The sequence below is a fragment of the Brevundimonas sp. Root608 genome (assembly GCF_001427825.1).
GTDB lineage: Bacteria > Pseudomonadota > Alphaproteobacteria > Caulobacterales > Caulobacteraceae > Brevundimonas.
In genome coordinates this window covers 240,256-260,452 of the sequence record NZ_LMGT01000005.1, presented here as the reverse complement: position 1 = coordinate 260,452, position 20,197 = coordinate 240,256, and the positions used below count along the sequence as shown (strand labels likewise).

24 protein-coding genes and 1 tRNA gene are annotated in these 20,197 nt (G+C 70.0%); 13 read left to right on the top strand and 12 right to left on the bottom strand.

Annotated elements, in window-relative coordinates:
- Positions 1 to 7: 7 nt before the first annotated feature.
- Together ASD59_RS09580 and ASD59_RS09575 are read right to left on the bottom strand one after the other, a co-directional pair.
- The gene (locus tag ASD59_RS09580) at positions 8 to 973 is read right to left on the bottom strand and encodes a WD40 repeat domain-containing protein (protein WP_055831230.1); all 966 of its coding nucleotides are present in this window, start codon (positions 971 to 973) and stop codon (positions 8 to 10) included.
- Positions 970 to 2,046 carry a CobW family GTP-binding protein gene (locus ASD59_RS09575; protein ID WP_055831229.1) on the bottom strand — a complete coding sequence of 359 codons (1,077 nt, stop codon included), beginning with the start codon at positions 2,044 to 2,046 and terminating at the stop codon, positions 970 to 972. Before ASD59_RS09575 ends, ASD59_RS09580 begins: the two co-directional genes overlap by 4 nt.
- A 108-nt stretch (positions 2,047 to 2,154) precedes the next feature.
- Here ASD59_RS09575 and ASD59_RS09570 point away from each other — a divergent pair, with 108 nt between their 5' ends.
- Positions 2,155 to 3,174 carry a retropepsin-like aspartic protease gene (locus ASD59_RS09570; RefSeq protein ID WP_055831227.1) on the top strand — a complete coding sequence of 340 codons (1,020 nt, stop codon included), beginning with the start codon at positions 2,155 to 2,157 and terminating at the stop codon, positions 3,172 to 3,174.
- Here ASD59_RS09570 and ASD59_RS09565 read toward each other — a convergent pair.
- The gene (locus ASD59_RS09565) at positions 3,077 to 4,018 is read right to left on the bottom strand and encodes a cation diffusion facilitator family transporter (protein WP_055831225.1); all 942 of its coding nucleotides are present in this window, start codon (positions 4,016 to 4,018) and stop codon (positions 3,077 to 3,079) included. The genes ASD59_RS09570 and ASD59_RS09565 overlap by 98 nt on opposite strands.
- A 10-nt stretch (positions 4,019 to 4,028) precedes the next feature.
- Positions 4,029 to 4,688: a hypothetical protein gene (locus ASD59_RS09560; RefSeq protein ID WP_055831223.1), complete on the bottom strand. Its 660-nt coding sequence runs from the start codon at positions 4,686 to 4,688 to the stop codon at positions 4,029 to 4,031.
- 191 nt (positions 4,689 to 4,879) lie between these two features.
- Between ASD59_RS09560 and rplU the strand changes: the two genes are divergently transcribed.
- The 3 genes from rplU to ASD59_RS09545 all read left to right on the top strand — a co-directional run bounded on the left by rplU (position 4,880) and on the right by ASD59_RS09545 (position 6,484).
- Complete coding sequence (gene rplU, locus ASD59_RS09555; protein WP_055831221.1) at positions 4,880 to 5,476, top strand: 50S ribosomal protein L21; 597 nt, start codon at positions 4,880 to 4,882, stop codon at positions 5,474 to 5,476.
- A gap of 27 nt (positions 5,477 to 5,503) precedes the next feature.
- Positions 5,504 to 5,785 (top strand): 50S ribosomal protein L27, encoded by a 282-nt coding sequence (gene rpmA, locus ASD59_RS09550; protein ID WP_055831219.1) that lies wholly within the window; start codon positions 5,504 to 5,506, stop codon positions 5,783 to 5,785.
- A gap of 165 nt (positions 5,786 to 5,950) precedes the next feature.
- Positions 5,951 to 6,484 (top strand): GNAT family N-acetyltransferase, encoded by a 534-nt coding sequence (locus ASD59_RS09545; RefSeq protein WP_055831217.1) that lies wholly within the window; start codon positions 5,951 to 5,953, stop codon positions 6,482 to 6,484.
- A gap of 47 nt (positions 6,485 to 6,531) precedes the next feature.
- Here ASD59_RS09545 and ASD59_RS09540 read toward each other — a convergent pair whose 3' ends face one another.
- From ASD59_RS09540 to ASD59_RS09530, 3 genes are all read right to left on the bottom strand, one after another.
- Entirely contained in the window at positions 6,532 to 6,729 is a 198-nt protein-coding gene (locus ASD59_RS09540) for a hypothetical protein (RefSeq protein WP_055831216.1), read from the bottom strand.
- A gap of 128 nt (positions 6,730 to 6,857) precedes the next feature.
- The gene (locus ASD59_RS09535) at positions 6,858 to 7,481 is read right to left on the bottom strand and encodes a BA14K family protein (RefSeq protein ID WP_055831214.1); all 624 of its coding nucleotides are present in this window, start codon (positions 7,479 to 7,481) and stop codon (positions 6,858 to 6,860) included.
- A 64-nt stretch (positions 7,482 to 7,545) separates the two neighbouring features.
- The gene (locus ASD59_RS09530; RefSeq protein ID WP_055831212.1) at positions 7,546 to 8,049 is read right to left on the bottom strand and encodes a hypothetical protein; all 504 of its coding nucleotides are present in this window, start codon (positions 8,047 to 8,049) and stop codon (positions 7,546 to 7,548) included.
- A gap of 136 nt (positions 8,050 to 8,185) precedes the next feature.
- Here ASD59_RS09530 and ASD59_RS09525 point away from each other — a divergent pair, with 136 nt between their 5' ends.
- Positions 8,186 to 9,388, top strand: coding sequence for a threonine ammonia-lyase (locus ASD59_RS09525; protein WP_055831211.1), 1,203 nt, complete (start codon positions 8,186 to 8,188; stop codon positions 9,386 to 9,388).
- A complete protein-coding gene (locus tag ASD59_RS09520) occupies positions 9,369 to 9,911 on the top strand; it encodes an FKBP-type peptidyl-prolyl cis-trans isomerase (protein ID WP_055831210.1) in 543 nt (180 codons plus the stop codon). Before ASD59_RS09525 ends, ASD59_RS09520 begins: the two co-directional genes overlap by 20 nt.
- Positions 9,912 to 10,024: 113 nt before the next feature.
- Here the strand turns inward: ASD59_RS09520 and queG are convergent, their stop codons facing one another.
- The 3 genes from queG to ASD59_RS09505 are packed head-to-tail and all read right to left on the bottom strand — an operon-like array spanning position 10,025 to position 12,831.
- Positions 10,025 to 11,086, bottom strand: a complete 1,062-nt coding sequence (gene queG, locus ASD59_RS09515; protein ID WP_055831209.1) for a tRNA epoxyqueuosine(34) reductase QueG — start codon at positions 11,084 to 11,086, stop codon at positions 10,025 to 10,027.
- Positions 11,087 to 11,110: 24 nt separating this feature from the next.
- Entirely contained in the window at positions 11,111 to 11,794 is a 684-nt protein-coding gene (fzlA, locus tag ASD59_RS09510; protein WP_055831207.1) for an FtsZ-binding protein FzlA, read from the bottom strand.
- A gap of 47 nt (positions 11,795 to 11,841) precedes the next feature.
- Positions 11,842 to 12,831 (bottom strand): cation diffusion facilitator family transporter, encoded by a 990-nt coding sequence (locus ASD59_RS09505; protein WP_055831202.1) that lies wholly within the window; start codon positions 12,829 to 12,831, stop codon positions 11,842 to 11,844.
- A gap of 137 nt (positions 12,832 to 12,968) precedes the next feature.
- Between ASD59_RS09505 and ASD59_RS09500 the strand changes: the two genes are divergently transcribed.
- Positions 12,969 to 14,138, top strand: a complete 1,170-nt coding sequence (locus tag ASD59_RS09500; protein WP_055831299.1) for a citrate/2-methylcitrate synthase — start codon at positions 12,969 to 12,971, stop codon at positions 14,136 to 14,138.
- A gap of 26 nt (positions 14,139 to 14,164) precedes the next feature.
- Positions 14,165 to 14,971 carry an undecaprenyl-diphosphate phosphatase gene (locus ASD59_RS09495; protein WP_055831200.1) on the top strand — a complete coding sequence of 269 codons (807 nt, stop codon included), beginning with the start codon at positions 14,165 to 14,167 and terminating at the stop codon, positions 14,969 to 14,971.
- A gap of 7 nt (positions 14,972 to 14,978) precedes the next feature.
- On the opposite strand, the gene ASD59_RS09490 is transcribed toward ASD59_RS09495, so the two are convergent.
- A complete protein-coding gene (locus ASD59_RS09490) occupies positions 14,979 to 15,947 on the bottom strand; it encodes a complex I NDUFA9 subunit family protein (protein WP_055831198.1) in 969 nt (322 codons plus the stop codon).
- A gap of 179 nt (positions 15,948 to 16,126) precedes the next feature.
- Between ASD59_RS09490 and ASD59_RS09485 the strand changes: the two genes are divergently transcribed.
- The 5 genes from ASD59_RS09485 to lptB all read left to right on the top strand — a co-directional run bounded on the left by ASD59_RS09485 (position 16,127) and on the right by lptB (position 18,897).
- A tRNA-Leu gene (locus ASD59_RS09485) sits at positions 16,127 to 16,213 on the top strand.
- A 123-nt stretch (positions 16,214 to 16,336) separates the two neighbouring features.
- On the top strand, positions 16,337 to 16,951 hold the full coding sequence (locus ASD59_RS09480; protein ID WP_055831196.1) for a ribonuclease D: 615 nt from the start codon (positions 16,337 to 16,339) through the stop codon (positions 16,949 to 16,951).
- On the top strand, positions 16,951 to 17,607 hold the full coding sequence (lptC, locus tag ASD59_RS09475) for an LPS export ABC transporter periplasmic protein LptC (protein ID WP_055831194.1): 657 nt from the start codon (positions 16,951 to 16,953) through the stop codon (positions 17,605 to 17,607). The genes ASD59_RS09480 and lptC overlap by 1 nt, the downstream gene beginning before the upstream one ends.
- Positions 17,608 to 17,609: 2 nt before the next feature.
- Entirely contained in the window at positions 17,610 to 18,083 is a 474-nt protein-coding gene (locus ASD59_RS09470; protein ID WP_235561784.1) for an LptA/OstA family protein, read from the top strand.
- A gap of 22 nt (positions 18,084 to 18,105) precedes the next feature.
- Positions 18,106 to 18,897 (top strand): LPS export ABC transporter ATP-binding protein, encoded by a 792-nt coding sequence (gene lptB, locus ASD59_RS09465; RefSeq protein ID WP_082560141.1) that lies wholly within the window; start codon positions 18,106 to 18,108, stop codon positions 18,895 to 18,897.
- 4 nt (positions 18,898 to 18,901) lie between these two features.
- Here lptB and ASD59_RS09460 read toward each other — a convergent pair whose 3' ends face one another.
- Positions 18,902 to 20,197 (bottom strand): M20/M25/M40 family metallo-hydrolase, encoded by a 1,296-nt coding sequence (locus tag ASD59_RS09460; protein WP_055831190.1) that lies wholly within the window; start codon positions 20,195 to 20,197, stop codon positions 18,902 to 18,904.

Genomic DNA, 20,197 nt, shown 5'->3' with positions numbered 1-20,197 from the left:
CAAGCGGTCAGATCGTCGAAACGCCCGCCTGCCCGTCCTCGTCGGCCCAGGCGACGCGCGTGGCGTCGGCGTTCATGGCCAGGGCCGTGATGGGCGCGCCGCGTTCAGCCTTGAGGAAGTTCAGGCCCTGAGCCGCCGGATCGGCCAGCCAGACCCGGCCGTCGTTGAGGCCGGCGGCGAGCAGGCCGTGCTTCGGCCGCGACGCCACGAGCGCGACCAGACTGCCCTCGTCGAAGCCGATCTCGGTGGCCTCGCGCCCCATCGGGCCGTTGGCGCCGACGAAGGGCCACAGCACCGCCCCCTGCGCGCCCGAGGTGGCCAGCAGCTGGCCGTTCGACAGGAAGCTCATGGCCCGGACCTTGGACGGATAGCCGCCCATGCGCAGGTTTTTCTGATCCTTCAGCCGCCAGCCGTGCAGCTGGGCGTCCTGCATGGCGGTGACGACGAAGGCGCCGTCGGGCGAGAAGGTCACGGCCGTGTGCGATCCCGCCCATTTGAGGAAGGTGGGCTTCTGCTGCGCGATGCGAGCGAACCACAGGGCCGCGCCGCCATAGGTCGAGGTCGCGATGCGCCGGCCCTTGGGGTCGAAGGCGACGCCCGAGACGGTCCGTTCATGCTGGAAATCGCGGCGGAAACCGGCGTCCTTCGCGTCGATGACGGTCAGGGTCTTGCCCGCGGAGAAGGCGATCAGCCCGCTCTCGGCCGAGGCGTCGACGGCGTCGATCCACAGCCCCTTGGCGGTGGCCAGAACCCCGGCCTCGTCGCGCCGGTGCCAGATCAGCCGGCCGTCGTCGCCGCCGGTGAGCACGCCGTCGCCGGACGGGTGGGCGACGGCGCACAGGATGGCCCCGTCATGGGCGGCGCTGAACTCGCCACCCTCGAACCGGACCGAGCCGTCGCCGAGGGCGAAGATCGCGCCCGCGCCGTCGAACACGGCGGCGGTTATCTGGGCGTCGAAACTGGTGGTCTTCACGCGGCGCAGGCCTCGAAACCGGCCGTGAGCGCGGCCTCGTCCAGATCGCGGCCGATGAAGACGGCGCGCGACCAGCGGCGTTCGTTGGCTCCCCACGGCTTCTGCAGGTCGCCCTCCAGGATCATGTGCACCGCCTGGAAGACCAGACGGCGGTCCTCGCCGCTGACGTCGATGATGCCCTTGGCGCGCAGGATATTCTGCCCCTGCTCGCCGAGCAGCCGGTCGAGCCAGGCGGTGAATTTCGTCCCGTCCATGGGCCGTTCCAGCGACAGGGACACGCCCTTGATGTCGTCCTCGTGCGCATGGCCGCGCGCGCCATGGGAATGGCCGTGGTCGTGATCATGATGCGCGTGGTCGTGGCCGTGGTGGTCATGGCCGCAGTGCTCGTCGTGGACGTGGCCGGCCTCGCCGTGGACCGGGTTGGCGAACTCGGGGTTGATGTCGAGGATGCGGCCCAGGTCGAAGCCGCCGAGGCCCAGCACCTGGTCCAGCGGCACATTGGCGCGCTCGGCGCGGGTGATCGGGGCCAGCGGGTTGAGCCGGCGCAACCGCGCCTCGACCGCGACCAGCTCGGCCTCGTCGACCAGGTCGACCTTGTTGAGGATGATGCGGTCGGCGAAGGCGACCTGCTCGCGCGCCTCCTTCGAGTCGTCCAGCCGGGCCATGACGTGTTTGGCGTCGACCAGGGCGGTGACGCTGTCCAGCCGGGTCTTGGCCTTGACGTCCTCGTCGACGAAGAAGGTCTGGGCCACCGGCCCGGGGTCGGCCAGGCCGGTGGTCTCGACGATGATGGCGTCGAAGGCGGGCTTGCCGGGGCGCTGGCGCTTCATCAGGCCAGCGACGACGCGGATCAGGTCGCCGCGCACGGTGCAGCAGACGCAGCCGTTGTTCATCTCGAACACGTCCTCGTCGGCGCCGACGACCAGGTCGTTGTCGATGCCGATCTCGCCGAACTCGTTGACGATGACGGCGTAGCGCTTGCCGTGGTCCTCGGTGAGGATGCGGTTCAGCAGGGTGGTCTTGCCGGCGCCGAGGTAGCCGGTGAGCACGGTGACGGGAATCTTGTCTGTCATGGAAGGCCTTTCGGCCGCTGAGATAGTCAGCCGGGCCGCGAGATGAAAGAGACTTAACTTGCCGGACGCCGGAAGCGCGGCCGGAATCCGGGCCTTGAAGGAGCCGCCATGCTGATCAGCCTCGTCCTGTCCCTGCTCGCCGCCGACCCAGGCTGCAACGCCGCCTTCGAGACTCTCGGAACCGCCAATGCGGTGGAGTCGGGCTACGTCGCCCATGTCGGCTTCGTGCGGGCGCGCATCGGCGAGGCCGGCGAACCGGTGTGGCTGCTGCTGGACACCGGGGCCAATCGCTCGGCGCTGGACGCGGCCTTCGCCGCCCGGGCCGGCCTGCCGGTGCTGGCGGGAAGCCGGGTCGAGGGCTCGGCGGGGGTGATCGAGGCCGGAGGGACGCGGGTGGAGGGCCTGAGGCTGGGCGGGCTGACCCTGCCCGTCATCGAGCCGACCACCTCGGACCTCAGTGGGCTGCAGGGGCCAGGCGGCGAGCCGGCGGTGGGCATCCTCGGCTCGGACGCCCTGTCCGGGCTGGTGGTCGTCCTCGACTTCGCCGGCGGCCGGATCGCCGTGGCGGCGCCCTCCGAGGCGGCGGCGCGGGCGGCCGGATGCGGGCGCGTCGTGGCCACGCACGACGACAACGGCATATTGCGGCTGGACGCGGTTATCGACGGCCAGGCCCTGCCCCTGCGCTATGATTCCGGGGCGGGCTTGTTCGAGGACCCTCACGTCTGGATCAACCTGACCCAGGGGCAATGGGCGCGGGTGCGCGGCGAGCGGCCGGAAGCGGCCCCGATCGCCACCCTCGGCGGCAGCGGGACGGGCGGGTCTCTCAGCCTGCCGGTCCACCTCGGCGGACGGCTTGAGATCGGGCCGCTCACCTGGGACGCGCCGCGCCTGATCGTCCAGCCGGCGCAGGGCTATTTCGCCCGACCCGAGGCGGTGGGTTTCGTCGGCAACGCCCTGTTCCGGTCGCAGGGGATGGTGGTGATCGACTATCCCGGCCATCGGCTGATCCTGCCGCCGGCCCGTGAGGCGGTCAGCAGGCGGGGCAGTCCGCCAGCGGTTCCGCCTCCAGCTGCAGGGTGGCGTGGCCGATGCCGAAACGGGCGCGGACCATGGCATGGGCCTCGTTGAGCAGGTCCCCGGCGTCGGCGCGGCCGTGGCACAGATGGGCGGTCAGGGCCGTCTCGGTCGTGGACAGCCCCCAGACGTGCAGGTCGTGGACCGCGGTGACGCCGGGCAGGGTCAGGAAGGCGGCGCGGATCGCTTCGACGTCAACCCCGCGGGGGGCGACGTCCAGCGCCAGATTGACCGAGTCCTTCAGCAGGCCCCATGTCCCGATCAGGATCACCGCCACGATGCCGAGGCTGACCAGCGGGTCGATGATCGACCAGCCGGTCATCCAGATGACGCCGCCGGCGATCACCACGCCGATCGAGACGGCCGCATCGGCCATCATGTGCAGATAGGCCCCCTTGGCGTTCAGGTCGGTGTGCTGGTCGCGCATGAACATCAGGGCCGTGCCCAGATTGATGACGAAGCCGATCGCCGCGACGATCATGATCAGACCGGACATCACGGGCGCGGGTTCGGCCAGACGGCGCACGGCCTCGAAGGCGATGGCGCCGCAGGCGAAGATCAGCAGAAGGGCGTTGGCCAGGGCCGCCAGAACGGTGGCCTTGCCGTAGCCGTAGGTCCTTTGCGAGCCGCTGGCCCGCCGCGCCAGCCAGGCGGCGCCGCCGGCCATGGCCAGGCCCAGGACGTCGGACAGGTTGTGACCCGCGTCGGCCATCAGGGCGGTGGAGCCGCTGAACAGGCCCGCCCCGAACTCGATGCCCACAAAGACCAGATTGACGACCAGGCCGACGGCGTAGCGCCAGTCGCCGGTGTCGACGGGCCCGTGATGGCCGCCGGGGCCATGGCTGTGTCCATGGTCGTGACCATGATCGTCGTCGTGAGAGCCGTGGGCGTGCGCCATGCGGCTATCCTTAGTGCTGACGAAGGACGACGAGAAGGCCGATCAGGATCAGGGCCAGGCCGAGGATCACGCCCTCGTAGCGGGCCCAGCGCTCCAGCCGCAGCACGGACCATCCGGCCCGGGCGAGGACGGTGAACAGGGCCATGCCCGACACCGTCCCGGCCGCGAAGGCCAGGGTCAGGGCGGTCAGGACCAGCGCGCCCTCGGTCGCCTGCGACAGATAGATGGGCAGCAGCACCTCGCCGGGGGACACGGCCATCATCGCCACCAGGCCCCAGAAGGCCGCGGCGTGGGAGACGGTCGGCTCCGACAGCGCCAGCGCCGGGCCGCCGGCCATGATCGCGGGGCGCAGCAGGGCGCGTCCGAGATAGAAGGCGCCGAACAGGAACAGCAGGCCCGCCGACAGGCCGGGCAAAAGGCCGGAGATCCACTGGTCCATGGCCAGGCCGGCGGCGACGATCAAACCGCCGACCGCGGCGGTGGCGGCGATATGGGCCAGGCCGGCCGCGGCCACGACGCCGAGAACCCGGGGCAGGCTCCAGCGCTGACCTCGCCCCACGAGGACGAAAGGCAGCCAGTGGGTCGGCAGGGCCGCATGCAGGAAGGCCGTGGCGAAGCCGGCCCCCAGCAGGGACAGGAGAACGGGTTGCTGGAGGTCGGCCGGCGTCATCCCTGGCGTCATAGAATGTTATCTTATAACAGTCGAGGGCCGGGTTTCATTTGACCGCGCCGCGCGGCGGACCCCCGTTTTTTCGCCCGTCCGCGTTGACTCGGACACCCCTCTGCGTCTATGTCGCCGCTCTTCGCCCGAGGGGGTCCCCCGTCGGGCTTATTCTTTTTGCGTTTCGCTGAGGCTTCAACATGTACGCGGTGATCAAGACCGGCGGCAAACAGTACCGGGTTCAGCCGGGCGACGTCATCGTGGTCGAGAAGCTCGACGGCGATGTCGGTTCGGACGTTTCGTTCGGCGACGTGCTGATGCTGGGCGGCGACAAGGGCGTGACCCTCGGCGCTCCCCTGATCGCGGGCGCCGCTGTCGCCGCGACCCTGGTCGAGACCCGCAAGGGCGAGAAGATCAAGATCTTCAAGAAGACCCGTCGCCAGGGCTATCGCCGCACCAACGGCCATCGCCAGATGGAAACCGTGCTGCGCATCACCGGCATCGACGGCGCCGGCGAGAAGGCCAAGTGGGACGGCGAAACCTCGCTGATGACCAAGGCCGAGATGAACCTCCGCGCCCGTGGCCTGGCCCCGCGCGTCGAGGAGACCGAGGTCAAGGCCAAGCCGGCCAAGTCGCCCAAGGTCGTCGACGCCGCGCCCAAGGCCGAAGCCGCCGAGAAGCCCGCCGCCAAGAAGGCCGCGGCTCCGAAGGCCGCCGCCGCCAAGACCGAAACCAAAGCCGCTCCCGCCAAGAAGGCCCCCGCCAAGAAGGCGGACAAGGCCGGCGACGAAGCGTAATTTCAGTACGAGAACGGGAGCAGACCTATGGCTCACAAGAAATCCGGTGGTTCGTCGCGTAACGGTCGCGACTCCGAGTCGAAACGCCTCGGCGTGAAGAAGTTCGGCGGCGAGCGCGTGCTGGCCGGCAACATCCTCGTGCGCCAGCGCGGCACCACCTTCCATCCGGGCGACAACGTCGGCCTCGGCCGCGACCACACCCTGTTCGCCACCGCGCACGGCGCCGTGAAGTTCACCAAGAAGGCGAACGGCCGTTGTTACGTGTCGATTCTTCCGGCCGACGCCGACATGCCGATGGCCGCCGAGTAGCGCAGACCGACTGACACCCGGATCGCGCAAGGCTCGAGAGCCGCGATCCGGACCAGGGAAATATTTCCGCGGGGAGTCTGGATCACCAGGCTCCCCGTTTTCGTTTCCCCGCCTCGACGCCGCCCGAGCCCTCCAAGGAGGCGGCAGATCGAACGAGGCCGTGTCATGTGCGTGATTGAACCCTCCCCCGTCGTCGAGACGCGGCGCCTGGCCCTGCGCGCGCCGGGCGCCCAGGACATCAGCCGTCTGGCGACCCTCGCCAATGATCGCGACGTGGCGCGCATGACCCTGCGTATGCCGCACCCGTTCGGCATCGCCGACGCCGAGGCCTTCGTGCTGCAGGTCGCGGTGCAGGATCCGGCGCGCGCGCGCACCTTTCTGATCGAGCATGAGGACCACGGCCCTGTCGGGGTCCTCGGCCTGTTCGAGGACAAGGATCCGGCGCCCGAGGTGGGCTACTGGATCGCGCGTCCGTTCTGGGGCCGGGGCTACGCCACGGAGGCGCTGCAGGGCGCGACGGTCTGGGCGTCGAAGGCGTGGAAGCGCCGGGCGCTGATGGCCGGGCATTTCTCCGACAATCCGGCGTCGGGCCGGGTGCTGGAGAAGGCCGGCTTCCTCTACACGGGCGAGGTCCGCAAGGACTTCAGCCGCGCGCGAAACGCCGAGACGGCGACGCGCCGGATGGTGTGGTTGCCGTGATGTAAGGCATTCTCCCTCCCCCGAAGTGGGGAGGGAGAGGTCGAATTCTAACCGAACAGCGTCGGGCCGAAGACGGCGGCCATGGCGATGGCTCCACCCGCGACGGCCACGACGGCGCCGGCGATGAAGGCCGCCCAGGTGCGGGCGGCGCGCTTGCGGCGCAGACCCGAGGTCTTGACCGATCGCAGCATGACGCCGGGCTTGGGTCCGAAGACTTCCGAACCGGAAATATTGTGCTGGGACATGAACGCGCTCCCTGATCCACCGCCCCTTGCGGGTCAGGGAGACCGAAGCGGCCCTGAAAAGGCGAAACGATGGCGAACGCCGGTCACCCACCGATCCGTGATCGGATGAACAGCCGTCAGCGAACGCCCTATCCGCAATAGATCAGGCGGCCGCTCCAGGCGCGATAGTAGCCGGTGCGGGGATCGTAGGAGCGATAGCTGGCCCGGCACCAGTCCTGGCGGCTGCCGTAGGCGGCGTGGGAGCCATAGGCGCGACCGCCCCCCGGATAGACCAGATCCGGACGACCGTAGGCGCCATAGTACGCCGCGCCGCCCTGGTCATAACCCGGGCTGGAGCCATGACCACGATTGCGAGTGGAATAGCCGTAACCGCCATATCCGCCTCCGTAACTGTACCGCCTGTAGTGATGGCCGCCGTAACCGTCGCGGCCGTAACCGGCCAGTTCGCGATAGTCTCGGCGCGCCTCGGGACTGACCCGGCGGCGCTGATCGCGCCAGCCGGCGCCGCAGTCGGTGCGGTTCGCGTCCCAGAAGGCGTCACAGCGATAGTCGCCGGGCCGGTCCAGCTGGCTGCGCCAGTCAAAGCTGGAGGGCGCGGCGTTCCCGTCGCTGCGACGGCCGCTGTAGACGGCCCGGGCTCCGTCGTCGCTGTAGCTGTGGCGGCTGTCGTACGTCCCGCTCCAGGTCTGGGCCACGGCCGGGGCGGCGGCGAGGGTCAGGCCGGCGGCCAGCAGGAGGGCGATGGGGCGCATGGTTAACTCTCCGAAGCGGCCAGTTACGCGGCCTCAAAGACGACAGGCACTGACGTGGAGCAGGCTAGAGGATGACGCCGACCCGGCCGCCGCGGGTGGACACATTGCGCATCAGCACGACGCGGTCCCCGCCGGCGCTGACCGGGGTGATCACGAACCAGTTTCCATCCGGCAGGTTGTCGAACTGGAAGCGGTTGTTCTCGCAGGAGGTCTGGCGGACGAAGGAGCGATAGTCGGCGTTGGGATCGGCGACGGTGCGGGCGCGGACCACGGCCTCGGGGATCGCGGCGCGGGTCGTCGAGCCGTACAGGGTCTGGAAGCGGGCGCGGGTGTAGGGGGTGTCCGGCGTCAGGGCGACCGAGCCGGTGCAGCTGAACACCTGCCCGTCGCGGCGGTAATCGACGCGGCCGTCGATCGAGGCGCGGCCGGAACGGGCGGACCAGGCGAAGTCCTGGGCCCGGAAGGCGCTCGAGGACGGGCCGGGCCCGTAGCCGCCGGGAGAGACGGTCTCGCACGCCGCCAGGGAGGCGGCCACGGCGGCGATGGCGATCAGATGACGGGCAGACATGGCTCTCTCCGGGGATGCGCGGGTCGAACGCCGCGATCAGACGCTCAACGCCGGCATAAGGTCAAGGTTGCGAGGCGTTCGGCGGTGGGCCAAAAGCGCGCATCAACCCGGCGAAGACCGGGTATAGGGACCGCTCATGACAGTCACTTTCGACGATATTCTGGCCGCGCGCGCGCGCATCGCCGGCCAGGTGGACCGGACGCCGGTCCGGCACTCGCGGCGGCTGTCGCAGCTGACCGGGGCCGAGGTCTGGGTCAAGTTCGACAACCTGCATTTCACCGGCAGCTTCAAGGAGCGCGGGGCGCTGAACCGGCTGCTGCAGCTGACGCCCGACGAGCGCAAACGCGGCGTCGTGGCCGCCAGCGCCGGCAACCACGCCCAGGCGCTGGCCTATCACGGAGCCCGCCTGGGCGTGCCGGTGACCATCGTCATGCCCGAGGGCACCCCCTTCGTGAAGGCGGACGGCACCCGGGCGCATGGGGCCACGGTGGTGATCAAGGGACTGGATTTCACCGGCTCCACCGAGGAGGCGCACCGGCTGCGCGACGCTGAGGGCCTGGTCTTCGTCTCGGCCTTCGACGACGAGGGCATCGTAACGGGGCAGGGCGTCTGCGCGGTGGAGTTCCTCGAGGATGCGCCGGATCTCGAGGCCCTGATCATACCCATCGGCGGCGGCGGCCTGATCGCGGGCTGTTCGGTGGCGGCCAGGGCGATGAAGCCGGACATCCGCATTTTCGGCGTCGAGGCGGCCATGTACCCCTCGTTCGCCGCCAGACGACGGGGCGAGGTCGCCAAATGCGGCGGCCAGACCATCGCCGAGGGCATCGCCATCAAGGCGGTCGGCGACATTCCCTTCGCCATCGCCGATCCACTGGTCGAGGACGTGCTGGTCTGCCAGGAGGCGGATTTCGAGACGGCGGTGGCCTATTACGCCACGCTGGAGAAGACGGTCGCCGAGGGCGCCGGCGCGGGCGGACTGGCGGCCTTGCTGGCCTACCCCGACAAGTTCAGGGGCATGAAGGTCGGGCTGGTGCTGTGCGGCGGAAACATCGACGCCCGCATGCTGGCCGTGGTCCTCAACCGCGAACTGGTGCGCGAGAAGAAGATGGTCGTCTATCGCATCCTCGGCGACGACCGGCCCGGCATGCTGTCCAAGATGAGCGCCGTCATCGGCGGCCTGGGCGGAAACATCATCGACGTGGTGCACAACCGGCTGGCGCTGGACGTGCCGGCCAAGGGCGCGGAGTTCGACATCATGGTCGAGACGCGCGGCGAGGCCCACGCCCTGGAAATCAGACGCGGACTGGAAGAGGCTGGCTATGCGCTACGGATGGGCTAGGGGCGTCGCGGCGCTGTCGATGATGGCGGCGCTGGCGGGGCCGCTGGCGGCGTGCAACCGCGAACCGGCCGCGCCGGACGAAAGCGCGGCGCAGAATCTGCGGGCGGCCGAATTCTTCCTGTCGTCGAACGCGAAGGCCGAGGGCGTGAAATCCCTGCCGTCGGGCGTGCAGTACAAGGTGATCCGGTCCGGCCCGCCGGGCGGCGAGACGCCCGACCGCAACGATCTGGTCCGGGTCGACTACGAGGGCACGCTGACGGACGGGACGGTGTTCGACAGCTCGTTCCAGTCAGGCCAGCCGGCGGTCTTCACCGTCGGCGACGTCGTGCCGGGCTGGACCGAGGCGCTGCAGCAGATGCGGGTCGGCGATGAATGGGTCGTCTATGTGCCGCCGGCGCAGGGCTATGGCGAACAGGGCCGGCCGGGCATCCCGGCCAATGCCGTCATGGTGTTCCGCATCAAGCTGCTGGACATCGCCCGCGCGCCCGGCGGCGAACGCGGCGGGGCGATCGCCCAGGGCTAGACGTTCTCCCTCCCCTTCATGGGGAGGGACGGCGAGGCGTAGCCGAGCCCGGGTGGGGTACGCCAGATTCGCACCGCCGACGCCAAGCTTCCAAATTCCCCACCCTGTCGTCGCTACGCGCCGACATCGTTCCCCATGAAGGGGAGGGAGAGCCGCTGCACCGCCCACTCCGCGGCGTCACGCACCACGGCGTCCGGATCATCCAGCAGCCGCTCGGCGGCGGGGATCAGGTCGGGCTCGCCGCTGTTGCCGATCGCGTACAGCACATTGCGGACGAACCGGTCCCGTCCGATCCGCTTGACCGGGCTTTTCGAGAACAGCGTCCGGAACGCCGCGTCGTCAAGCGCAACCAGATCGGCCAGGCGCGGCGAAACCAGCGCCTCGCGCGCCTGGACGCGGGCTTCCTTCGAAGCCGCGGCGAACTTGTTCCACGGACAGACCGCCAGGCAGTCGTCGCAGCCGTAGATCCGGCTGCCGGTCGCCGTGCGGAACTCGTCCGGCCAGGGCCCGGCGAACTCGATGGTCAGGTAGGACAGGCAGCGTCGGGCGTCGAGCTGGAAGGGCGCCGGGAAGGCCCTGGTCGGACAGGCGTCGAGGCAGGCGGTGCACGTGCCGCAATGCTCGCCCTCGGGCGGGTCGGGTTCCAGTTCGGCGGCGATCAGTATGACCCCCAGGAACAGCCAGTTGCCGTGGGTGCGGCTGAGCAGATTGGTGTGCTTGCCCTGCCAGCCGAGCCCCGCGCGCTGGGCCAGCGGCTTTTCCATCAGGGGAGCGGTGTCGACGAAGACCTTGACCTCCCCGCCGGTGCGGGCGGCGACCTGACCCGCCAGCGTCTTCAGCCGGCCCTTGATGAGCTCGTGATAGTCGTCGCCGCGCGCATAGACCGAGACATACCCCGCCGACCGGTCGGCCATCTCGGGCAGGGGGTCCGACTCCGGGCCGTAGTTGAGGCCGAGCACGATCGCTGTCCGGGCGCCCTCCCACATGGCGGTGGGATGGGCGCGGCGCGCCAGCGTCGTCTCCATCCAGCCCATGTCGCCGTGACGGCCCGCCTCGACGAAATGCGCCAGCCGCTCGCCCGCGCTCCAGGGCGCCGCGGCCGAGGCGAAACGGCAGGCGTCAAACCCCAGGGCGGCGGCGCGTTCGCGGATGAAGGGACGAAGATCGACCGGCATGGGCGTCGTTTGACGCGCCGGACCCTAGAAGTCGAGATCGGCGTACCACGACGAACCGGCGACGCCGGGGAAGCGGTCGGTCAGCAGCGGTCGGAAACAGGGCCGGGATTTCAGCTTCATGTACCAGGTCTTCAGGCCCGGCCAGTTGGCCCACGGGACCTCGCCGAAATAGTCCAGCACCGACAGATGGGCAGCCGCGATGAAATCGGCCTGACCAATCCGGCGTCCGGCCAGCGCGTCCCGGTTCGCCAGCAGGTCCTCCAGCATGGCGAGGTGCGATCTCAGGGCCTCGCGCCCCGCGCGCAGGGCGCGGGCGTCGGGCGATCCGAGGCGCAGCAGGGGCTTCTCCATCCGCTCGTGCAGCAGGACGGCGTTGACCTCGTCGGTGAAACGGCGGTCGAACCAGGCCACCAGCCGGCGCGTCTCGGCGCGTTCGGCCGGATCGGTCGGCATCAGGAAGGGCTGACTCGCGCCGTCCTCGAGCCAGCCGAGGATGGCTGCGGGCTCGCACAGGGTCAGGGACCGGCTGTCCCCGGTGACCTGGAGCACGGGCGGCATGCCCGACGGGTTCAGCCCGGCGACCGGGCAATCGTCCTCCCACGGACGAACCAGGGTCTCGGTGAAGCCCTTCCTGGCCTCGCCCAGCGCCAGGCGCACGGCGCGGGAGCCCGGATCGAAGGCGAAATGATACAGGACGCAGGCCGACATGGGCGCTTCATGCACGTGAGGGCGTTAAGCCCGCGTTAGCCACGCCCTCAGGCCCAGGGACCTTTTTTCGACTTCGGCGAGGAGGGTGACGCGGACTCGGCCGTGGTCGGGGTTGGGGTCGGGGCGCCGCCGTGGGGTTCCGCCCGGCCGCGCGGATCCGGATGGATCAGGATGTCGGCTCCGGGCCAGCCCGCCAGCAGCCGGTTCTCGGCCTCGACGACGATGGCGTGGGCGGCCTCCAGCGTCAGGTTCGGGTCCAGATCGACATGCATCTGGATCATCACCACCGACCCGGCCATGCGGGTGCGCAACTGGTGCACGCCGGAAATACGCGGGTCCGACAGGACGGCGGTGGTCATGGCGAGGCGGTCGCTTTCGGGCAGGGCCTTGTCGACCAGATGGTCGGCGGCGGTCTTCAGCATCCCGTAGGCGCCCCAGAACAGCCAGACGGCGACGACCAGTCCGGCGGCGGCGTCGAGTCCGGGCGCGGACAGAAACGCCCCGGAGATCACGCCGATCAGGACCACGGCGTTGGCGGCCAGGTCGGCGGCGTAGTGGGCGCGATCGGCCTCGACCGCCCTGGACCCGCTGGTCTTGATGGCGCGGCCCTGCATCCAGACCAGCCAGCCGGTCACGGCGATCGAGATCAGGATCACCAGCACGGCCCAGTACCCCGCGGTCACCGGGCGGGGGTCGAGGATGCGCTGGATCGCCTCCCAGCCGATGAACAGGGCCGAGGCGAACACCAGTCCCGCCTGCATCATGGCCGCGAGCGCCTCGCCCTTGCCATGGCCGTGGCGGTGATCCTCGTCGGCCGGAGCGGCAGCCCAGCGGACGGCGAAGAAGACGCCGAGCGAAGCCACCAGATCGAGCGCCGAATCCGCCAGCGAGGCGAGGATCGAAACCGACCCGGAGGCTCCCAGCGCAAAGGCCTTCAAGGCGATGAGGACCACGGCCACGCCGACCGACAGCCGGGTGACGGCGCGGGTCGCCGAATGAGCGTCGTCGAGGGCGTTGGCCGGGGCGGGGATCGTCATCGCCGTCTTGTCGCGGAAAGGCGCGGCCCTGCCAAGGCCACGCGCCTCCCGGGCGTTAGCGTCATCGTCACGAAAGGACCGCATCCTTGACGTCCCATGGTTCCACGAGGCCGAGGCGTTCGGAGGCTCGCGTGCAGATGACGGACACAGTGCGGTGGATCGGACGGGGCGAGGCGCTGGCCCGACTGGGGGTCAAGTCGCAGACGCTGTACGCCTATGTCAGCCGGGGCCGGATCGCGGCGCGGCCCGACCCGGATGATTCCCGCCGCAGCCTCTACGCCGCCCATGACATCGCCCGCCTGAGCGGCGAGTCCGTCGAGGCCGAGGAGACCGCCGTCTATCGCCGCACCCCGGGCGGGGCGGCGCGCGGCGAGGCCGATATCTGTTCCTCAATGACGGTGATCGCCGGGGGACGGCTGTTCTATCGCGGGCTGGACGCCGTCCAGCTGGCCGAGACGGCGACGTTGGAGGATGTGGCGCGGCGGCTGTGGGACGCGCCGGCGGTCAATCCGTTCGCGGGCGTCCGGCCGCGGATCGGCGCCGTTCCGGGCGGTTCGATCCGGGCGCGGCTGTTCGCGGCCCTCGCCCGCCGCGCCGAAGAGGACGCCGATCCGAAGCCGCGTCCCGTCGAGGAGCTGCGCCTGGAATGCGCCCGCGTGCTGGACGAGGCGGTGGACGCCGCCGTCGGTTCGGGCCCGCGTCTGTTCCTGCACCAGCGGCTGGCGCGCAGCTGGAAGACCCCCGATCGGGACGCCCATCTGATCCGCCGCGCCCTGGTGCTGTCGGCCGATCACGAAATTAACCCGGCCGTGGTGGCGACGCGCGCCGCGGCCGACGGCGGCGCGGCTCCGGCGGCGGCGGCCTTCGCCGGCCTTCTGACCCTGGCCGGGTCGCCCGCGATGGCCGAACTGACCCGGGCCTCTGACTGGATCGTCGCCGTGCGGCGTCAGGCGGCGGACGCCGCGCGCCGGGCCCATGAGATGGGCCGTCTGGTCGGTTTCGACGCCCGGACCGACTATCCGGCCGGCGATCCGCGCGCCGCCGCACTTCTCGCCGCCGCCGATCTGCCGGCTGATCTGGCCCGCGCGGTGCAGGAAGGCGAGACGGCGACGGGGCGCAAGGCGAACTTCCCCCTGGCCCTGGCGGTGATCGCCCGCCGGCTGGAGCTGCCGCGCGACGGCGCCGCCGACCTGTTCCTGATGGGCCGTCTGGCGGGTCTGCTGGGTCATGCGCTGGATCAGGCCACGAACGGCTCGCCTATCCGGGCCCGCCTGCGCTATGTGGGTCCCGAACCGGGCGCGCACTGACGACCCGATCTGTTTGACGGGGCGTTATGGCGGACTGGCTGGCGGCGATCATCCTGGGCCTGGTCGAGGGCCTGACCGAGTTCATTCCGGTGTCGTCGACGGGCCATATGCTGTTGCTGGGCCATTTCCTCGGCTTCGAGAGCAACGGCAAGACCTTCGAGATCGTCATCCAGCTGGGCGCCCTGCTGGCCATCGTCAGCGTCTATTTCAAGCGGCTGTGGGCGCTGGCGACGCGGTGGCCGTTCGACCCCGAGGCCCGCCGCTTCCTGATCGGCCTGCTGGTCGCCTTCGCCCCGGCGGTCGTGATCGGCTTCCTCGCCTACGACTTCATCAAGACGGTGCTGTTCGAAACGCCGCTGGTGATCTGCATCGCCCTGATCGTGGGCGGCGTCCTGCTGCTGTGGCTGGACCGGATGAAGAAGGTCCCGACCTTCCTCGAGGCCGACGGCTATCCGTTGCGGGTCTATTTCCTGATCGGCCTGTTCCAGTGCCTGGCCATGATCCCCGGCGTGTCCCGCTCGGGGGCCACGATCGCGGGCGGTCTGCTGCTGGGCACCGACAAGCGGTCCGCGGCCGAGTTCAGCTTCTTCCTCGCCCTGCCGACCATGGGCAGCGCGGTGGCCTATGACCTGCTCAAGAGCTGGGACGGCTTGGACTTCAGCGACGCGGGCCTGATCGTCATCGGCTTCGTCACGGCCTTCCTGACGGCTCTGGCCGTGGTCCGGTTCCTGCTCGACTTCGTCAGCCGCCACGGCTTCGCGCCGTTCGCCTGGTGGCGGATCGCGGTCGGCGTGGCCGGGATCGTCGGCCTGGCCCTGACCGGGGGACTGTAGCCCCGGCTCAGGCCGTCGCTTCGGCGAACTGGCCGCCGCGGCGGTAGCGCCACAGATACGAAGGCGCGATGGCCTCGATGCCCGTCGGCTGGACGCCCAGCTCGGCCAAGCCCTCGGCGCCGTCGGCGACGACATTGTCCTTCTCCAGCAGCACGACCTGGTCGCGCGTCAGCACCGGCGGAATGCCGACCATGGCGGTCAGCTGGGCCATGGAGCCGATGGCCCGCGCGGCGAAGAACGGCAGGGGGATCAGGCCGTTCGAGCGATAGGTCTCGCGCAGGATCAGCTTCAGCACCTCCTCGAAGGTCATCACCGCCGGCCCGCCCAGTTCGAAGGTGCGGCCCGCCGCCTCGGGCAGGACGGTGGCGCGGGCGATGGCCTCGGCCACGTCGGCGACATAGACGGGCTGGAATCGGGTCTTGCCGCCGCCGATCAGCGGCAGGAAGGGCGAGACCTGGGCCATCTGCGCGAACCGGTTCAGGAAGTCGTCGCCGGCCCCGAAGATGATCGACGGCCGGATCACCACCGCGTCCGGCTTGACCTCGCGCACCGCCATCTCGGCCGCGGCCTTGGACAGGGCGTAGTCCGACTCGCTCTCGGGATCGGCGCCGATGGCCGAAATCTGGACCAGCCGGTTGATGTTGGCGGCGGCGACCGCCTCGGCGATGTTGCGCGAGGCCTCGACGTGCAGGGCGTGGAAGCTGCGGCGGCCCGATTCGTACAGGATGCCGATCAGATTGACGGCGGCGTCGGCGCCGTGCAGGGCGCTGGCGACGTCGTCCGTATTGTTGGCGTCGCAGCGCACGGCCTGGATCTGGCCGACGGACCCCGAGGTCTGCAGCTTCCAGGCGCGGTCGGGGCGGCGGCAGGCGACGCGCACCCGCCAGCCGCGGCGGGCAAAGGCCCGCACCAGCTGGCTGCCGACGAAGCCCGAGCCGCCGAAGACGGTGACCAGGCCGGGGGCGACTTCGCTCATCACAGGGACTCCAACAGGCGGCGGCGCGCGCGGGGCGAACCCCGTGCCGGGGCCGGATTAGACGATGGCCGCCACCGTCGCAACGCAAAGCCGACAAAAGCCTGTTGACCCGCTGGGGGGGCTGCCTTAAGGGTCCGCGCCTTCCGGACGGATAAGCACGCAGGTGCGAAAACGTCTGGGCCCAGGTGGCGGAATTGGTAGACGCGCTGGCTTCAGGTGCCAGTGATAGAAATGTCGTGGAGGTTCGAGTCCTCTCCTGGGCACCATCTTTTGAACGGCGCTGCATCGACGATGCAGCGCCGTTTGTTTTAGGGCCCTATCGCCTCGCGCGCGGCGCTCGGCTACTTGAGGGCGACGTTTTCCTCCGCCGCCAGAGCTGCTGAACCCGAATGACCGTCCATTTCCACGAAGGCGACCTGCCCAACGGCCTGGATCTGGGGCCCGAGGTGGCGATCGATTCCGAGACCATGGGCCTGCGTTTCCGCCGTGATCCGCTGTGCGTGGTCCAGCTGTCGGCCGGCGACGGCGACGCCCATGTCGTGCGCATGAACCGTCCCGGCTACGACTGCCCGAACCTGAAGCGGCTGCTGACCGATCCGGCGGTGCTGAAGCTGTTCCACTTCGGCCGCTTCGACATCGGCATGTTCCAGCTGCACCTCGGCGTCGAGACGCGGCCGGTCTATTGCACCAAGATCGCCTCCAGACTGGCGCGCACCTACACCGACCGCCACGGGCTGAAGGACGTCGTGCGCGAACTGGTCGGGGTCGACCTGTCCAAGACCCAGCAGTCCAGCGACTGGGGCGCCGCCGAGCTGTCGCCCGCCCAGCTGGAATATGCGGCGTCCGACGTCCTCTACCTGCACGCCGCCAGGGCGAAGCTGGACGAGATGCTGGAACGCGAGGGCCGCGCCGAACTGGCCCGCCGGTGTTTCGACTTCCTGCCCAGCCGATCGGCGCTGGACCTGGCGGGCTGGGACGAGATGGACATCTTCGCGCACAGCTGATGACAGACCCCGCCGACATCCGGGACCAGGCCGACGAGGCGCGCGTCGCCGCCACGGCGAAGGCGTTCCGCGCCCGGTCGCGGCGGGTGCATATGCTGCGCCGCATCCTGCCGGTGGCGATCATCGTCCTGGCCGGCGGCACCGTCAGCTGGATCGTCCTGCGCAGCGTCATGTCGGACGTCGAGCGCAAGGCCGGGACCAGCCGCGAGGTCCGGCTGGACAGCGCCATGTTCCACGGTCAGGACGCCGAGGGGCGCAGCTTCATGATCGGGGCGAAGAGCGCCGTGCGCGACCCGGAAACCGGCCAGTTCCGGCTGATGGGGCCGGCGCTGAGGCTGAACCTGGGCGGCCGCAAGGTCACGACCCTGACGGCCGACGGCGGAACCTACAACGAAGCCGCCAGGACGGTCACGATCGGCCCCAATGTTCGGATATCGGACGGCGGCTCGGGCTTCACCCTGGTCACGCCCGAGGCTGTGGTGAACACCGCGACCGGCGTGGTGACGGGATCGAAGGGCGTCCAGGGCTCGGGTCCGCTTGGAACGGTCAACGCTTCGTCCTATGTCATCTATGAACAGGGCGAACGGGTCGTGTTCAGGGGCGCGGGCGATAACAAGGTGCGCGGGACGATCAACCCCGCCAGTTCGGACGGATGAGCATGACCAGAACCCTCCTGACGGCGGCCTTCGCGCTTGGCCTCGCGGCCGTGCCGACGATCGGCGACGCCCAGAGCTTCCAGGGCGGCCAGCCCATCATGTGGGGCGCCGACGAGGTGTCGCGCACGCCGGCGGTCCTGTCGCTGCGCGGACGGGCCGAACTGACCCAGGGCGACAACCGCATCCGGGCCGATCGGGTCGAGGGGACGATCAGCAACGGCGACCTCACCCGTGTCGAGGCGAGCGGCAATGTCTATTTCGTCACGCCCGAGCAGACGATCCGCGGCGACCGCGCCGTCTACACCCCGGCCAACGACACCATCGTTCTGACCGGCGACGTCATTCTGACCCAGGGCCAGAACGTGATGACCGGCGGACGATTGACCTACAACACCCGCACCGAGGCGGCGGAGATGGACGGGGCGACCGGCGGCCGGGTCCAGGGCGTCTTCTATCCCGAACGCAGCGGGAACTGAGCCTCCGGCTCGGACCTGACCTTTGGCGCGCAAGGAACTCTCAGCCCTCAATGTGAACGAGGCTCCGGTCGAGCCGGCGGCCGCGCCGGCGCGCGCCACGGGCCTGAGGGTCGAGAACATCGCCAAGTCGTTCGGCCAGCGGCAGGTGGTGCGTGACGTCTCCCTGCACGTCCAGCGCGGCCAGGTCGCGGGCCTGCTGGGCCCCAACGGCGCCGGCAAGACGACCTGCTTCTACATGATCACCGGCCTGATCCCGCCCGATACCGGCTCCATCTGGCTGGACGGCGAGGACATCACGCCCCAGCCGATGTACCAGCGCGCCCGCATGGGCCTGGGCTATCTGGCGCAGGAGGCCTCGATCTTCCGCGGCATGACGGTCGAGCAGAACGTCAAGGCGGTGGTCGAACTGCACCATACCGGCCACCAGGCGATCGCCGACGAGACCCGCCGCCTGCTGGAGGAACTGCGCATCGACCACCTGCGCCACGCCCCGGCGTCGGGCCTGTCGGGCGGCGAGCGGCGGCGCTGCGAGATCGCCCGGGCCCTGGCGGGCAAACCCAGCTTCATGCTGCTGGACGAACCCTTCGCCGGCATCGACCCCCTGGCCATCGCCGACATCCGCCAGGTGATCCGCTACCTGGCGGGCGAGGGCATCGGCGTGCTGATCACCGACCACAACGTCCGCGAGACGCTGGAGATCATCGACCACGCCTCGATCATCTCGGGCGGTTCGGTGCTGTTCGAGGGCAAGGCCGAGGACGTGATCCGCGATCCGGAAGTGCGCCGGGTCTATCTGGGCGACATGTACGGGTAAGGCGTCAGGGCCGCCCCAGGCTCAGCCTGCTGATCAACACCGCCGCCCGCTGCGACTGCCGCACCAGACTGTCCAGATCGACCCATTCGCCGTCGGCGTGGGCGTTCCCGCCCGCGACGCCGAGGCCGCCCAGCGTATCCACATCGGCGGCCACGAAGCCGCTGTCCGCCGCCCCCCGACGCGCCGGGTCATAGGCCGCCATCTCCGGCAGGCCGAGGTCGCGGTTGACGGCGTTCAGGCGCGCCAGCAGGGCGATATTGCCCTCGCTTGGGGCCATTGGCGGATAGCCGCCCTCGCCGAAGACCAGTTCGGCCCCGGTACGGGGCAGGTGGGCGTCGACGATGGCCTGCATGCCGGCGCGGATGCGGGCGTCCTGTTCGGCGGTCAGGGTGCGCAGGTCGCCGCGGGCGATGGCGGTCGAGGCGACGATATTGGTCTTGCCCGAGGCCGTGACATTGAAGCCCTCGGCGTCGATGGCGGCGGGCGTGCCGCCGGCGATGACCCCGACATTGTAGGTCAGGTTGGGCTCCGGCAGTTCGCGGCGGAAGCCGTCGAGGATGCGCGCCATCTCATAGATGGCCCCATAGCCCAGCGTGTCGTTGAACACGCCGCTGGAATGGCCGGTCCGGCCGCTCGTGGTCAGGGTCCAGTTGCTGGAGCTGCGGCGCGCGATGGTGCCGAAGTCCTGTTCGTTCTCGACGGCCAGGTTCTCGAACTCGAGGGCGAAGGCGGCGGCCTTGCCGGCCTCGACCAGATCGCGGCGGGCGACCGACGCCGGCGCCCCGATCCGCTCCTCGTCCCCGGTCAGGACGAGGGTGATATTGGCGTTCCGCAGGGTTCCGGCCGCCCGCATGGCCCGCAGGGCCGCGATGATGACCACCACCCCGCCCTTGTCGTCGCCGATTCCCGGCCCGGTGGCGCGGGCGCCCTGGCGCTCGAAACGCTGGAACGGGTTGTCCGCCTCGAACACCGTGTCCAGATGGCCGATCAGCAGGATGTTGCGCCCCCGGCCGGGGTGGGTGGCGATCAGATGGCCGGCGCGGCCCGTCTCGGCCATGTCGACCCACCGGACATCAAAGCCGAGCGGCTCCAGTTCGGTCCGGACCATGTCGCCGACGGCGCGGACGCCGGCCAGGTTCAGCGTGCCGCTGTTCTGGTTCACCATCCGCTCCAGCAGGGCGATGTGGCGGTCATGCTCCTGCGTCACCGTCTGCATCATCGTCCGTTCCGCGCGGCCGGGCTGCGCCTCGGCGGCGGCGGGCAGGACGAACAGGAGAAGAACGGCAAGGAACAGGCGCAT

Excerpts from the sequence above, each read along its gene's own strand:
- ASD59_RS09490 (WP_055831198.1), bottom strand. The coding sequence starts at position 15,947 with ATGAGCGAAGTCGCCCCCGGCCTGGTCACCGTCTTCGGCGGCTCGGGC.
- ASD59_RS09505 (WP_055831202.1), bottom strand. The coding sequence starts at position 12,831 with ATGACGATCCCCGCCCCGGCCAACGCCCTCGACGACGCTCATTCGGCG.
- ASD59_RS09495 (WP_055831200.1), top strand. The coding sequence starts at position 14,165 with ATGGCGGACTGGCTGGCGGCGATCATCCTGGGCCTGGTCGAGGGCCTG.
- ASD59_RS09565 (WP_055831225.1), bottom strand. The coding sequence starts at position 4,018 with ATGGCGCACGCCCACGGCTCTCACGACGACGATCATGGTCACGACCAT.
- ASD59_RS09575 (WP_055831229.1), bottom strand. The coding sequence starts at position 2,046 with ATGACAGACAAGATTCCCGTCACCGTGCTCACCGGCTACCTCGGCGCC.
- lptC (WP_055831194.1), top strand. The coding sequence starts at position 16,951 with ATGACAGACCCCGCCGACATCCGGGACCAGGCCGACGAGGCGCGCGTC.
- ASD59_RS09535 (WP_055831214.1), bottom strand. The coding sequence starts at position 7,481 with ATGCGCCCCATCGCCCTCCTGCTGGCCGCCGGCCTGACCCTCGCCGCC.
- queG (WP_055831209.1), bottom strand. The coding sequence starts at position 11,086 with ATGCCGGTCGATCTTCGTCCCTTCATCCGCGAACGCGCCGCCGCCCTG.
- ASD59_RS09540 (WP_055831216.1), bottom strand. The coding sequence starts at position 6,729 with ATGTCCCAGCACAATATTTCCGGTTCGGAAGTCTTCGGACCCAAGCCC.
- ASD59_RS09460 (WP_055831190.1), bottom strand. The coding sequence starts at position 20,197 with ATGCGCCTGTTCCTTGCCGTTCTTCTCCTGTTCGTCCTGCCCGCCGCC.
- ASD59_RS09570 (WP_055831227.1), top strand. The coding sequence starts at position 2,155 with ATGCTGATCAGCCTCGTCCTGTCCCTGCTCGCCGCCGACCCAGGCTGC.
- ASD59_RS09530 (WP_055831212.1), bottom strand. The coding sequence starts at position 8,049 with ATGTCTGCCCGTCATCTGATCGCCATCGCCGCCGTGGCCGCCTCCCTG.
- ASD59_RS09545 (WP_055831217.1), top strand. The coding sequence starts at position 5,951 with ATGTGCGTGATTGAACCCTCCCCCGTCGTCGAGACGCGGCGCCTGGCC.
- ASD59_RS09500 (WP_055831299.1), top strand. The coding sequence starts at position 12,969 with ATGACGGACACAGTGCGGTGGATCGGACGGGGCGAGGCGCTGGCCCGA.
- ASD59_RS09470 (WP_235561784.1), top strand. The coding sequence starts at position 17,610 with ATGACCAGAACCCTCCTGACGGCGGCCTTCGCGCTTGGCCTCGCGGCC.
- rplU (WP_055831221.1), top strand. The coding sequence starts at position 4,880 with ATGTACGCGGTGATCAAGACCGGCGGCAAACAGTACCGGGTTCAGCCG.
- ASD59_RS09560 (WP_055831223.1), bottom strand. The coding sequence starts at position 4,688 with ATGACGCCGGCCGACCTCCAGCAACCCGTTCTCCTGTCCCTGCTGGGG.
- ASD59_RS09525 (WP_055831211.1), top strand. The coding sequence starts at position 8,186 with ATGACAGTCACTTTCGACGATATTCTGGCCGCGCGCGCGCGCATCGCC.
- fzlA (WP_055831207.1), bottom strand. The coding sequence starts at position 11,794 with ATGTCGGCCTGCGTCCTGTATCATTTCGCCTTCGATCCGGGCTCCCGC.
- rpmA (WP_055831219.1), top strand. The coding sequence starts at position 5,504 with ATGGCTCACAAGAAATCCGGTGGTTCGTCGCGTAACGGTCGCGACTCC.
- ASD59_RS09480 (WP_055831196.1), top strand. The coding sequence starts at position 16,337 with ATGACCGTCCATTTCCACGAAGGCGACCTGCCCAACGGCCTGGATCTG.
- ASD59_RS09520 (WP_055831210.1), top strand. The coding sequence starts at position 9,369 with ATGCGCTACGGATGGGCTAGGGGCGTCGCGGCGCTGTCGATGATGGCG.